Origin of the sequence: Gordonibacter pamelaeae 7-10-1-b (genome assembly GCF_000210055.1) — a bacterium.
GTDB lineage: Bacteria > Actinomycetota > Coriobacteriia > Coriobacteriales > Eggerthellaceae > Gordonibacter > Gordonibacter pamelaeae.
In genome coordinates this window covers 2,122,949-2,124,091 of record NC_021021.1, presented here as the reverse complement: position 1 = coordinate 2,124,091, position 1,143 = coordinate 2,122,949, and the positions used below count along the sequence as shown (strand labels likewise).

Genomic DNA, 1,143 nt, shown 5'->3' with positions numbered 1-1,143 from the left:
CGCGCGCGTCGGGCGCCCGGTGGACTCCTCGAAGCCCTCGTGCACGTAGAACCGCGACTTGAAGTCCTCGAACTTTCCGCGGTCGAGCGTGCGGCCCTGGCACAGCGAATAGCTCCACTTCCCGTCCTCGTGCACCACCAGCGGGAAGGGCTTCGTGGTCTTCACGTCGTACACGTAGTTCGTGAACACCTCCTGGTCGCGGTGGCGCCCCTCGAGCGCCCAGATGGCGCGGTCGAGCACCCAGAACTTATGACCCAGCTCGATGCTCTCCTCGTAGGAGAGGTCGCGGCCGGTGACGGCCTGGAAGAACTTCACCTCGTACTCGGGCGTGGCGCCGTAGGTCGAGCCCGTCTCGGCGGTGTGCTTGCGGCTGACGAAGTTCGGCCACACCCAGTCGCACATGCCGAGCGACTGCAGCCAGAAGCGCCCGTAGGCCCGGTTCCAGTGGATCTCGCGCACGCGCGCGTCGGTGTAGATGCCCTCCTCGCTCCAGTCGAAGCACAGCGGATCGCCCAGGCCCGACTGGTCGGCCAGCTGCTCGGCCATGTCCTCGGCCGAGATGGGCGGCTCGGCGCCGGTGAGCACCGCCATGATGGAGGTGTTGTACACCGCGTTGTGCACGCCGTGCTCGTTGATGTCGCGCTCGCTGAAGATGCTGCCGTAGCTCCACTCCACCTCGGCGCGCGGCTCGTTGTGCTCGCAGTAGCCCCAGTTCGGGCGTGCGAGCAGGCCCGTGGACGTGTCCTCGTCCCAGCGTCCCCACTTCTGGGCCGCGCGCGCGATGCCCTCGGCCAGGTCGTCGCCTATCTCGCGGCGGTAGGCGATGCGCATGAGCAGTTCCTCTATGAATGCGTACGTGCGTACTGCTCGAAGGGCAGGTCGGTGTCGATGTCCTTGCCCTTGCCCATGACGCCCATCTTGTACAGGTTGTGCAGGTACACGGGCATGTCGATCTCGTAGCCGTTGAGCCCCAGCTTCGACAGCAGGCTGTAGGCGGCCAGCTGCTCGTCGATCTTGCCCGAGTCGGTGAAGTAGAGGCCGGCCGAGCAGGTGAGCTCGTTGCCCACGCCGCCGGGGTAGAGGTTGCGGCAGTTCTTGAAGCAGCCGCGGCACCCCTCGGCGCGCGACACCGTGGGGCTCGTG

1 protein-coding gene and 1 pseudogene are annotated in these 1,143 nt (G+C 66.8%); both read right to left on the bottom strand.

Annotation, left to right across the window (positions count from 1 at the left end; genetic code table 11):
• Positions 1–831: aldehyde ferredoxin oxidoreductase C-terminal domain-containing protein (locus GPA_RS09795; protein WP_231847624.1), on the bottom strand; the 831-nt coding region annotated here is incomplete at its 3' end.
• A gap of 11 nt (positions 832–842) precedes the next feature.
• Positions 843–1,143, bottom strand: a pseudogene (locus GPA_RS20170) (aldehyde ferredoxin oxidoreductase N-terminal domain-containing protein); the annotation flags it as partial.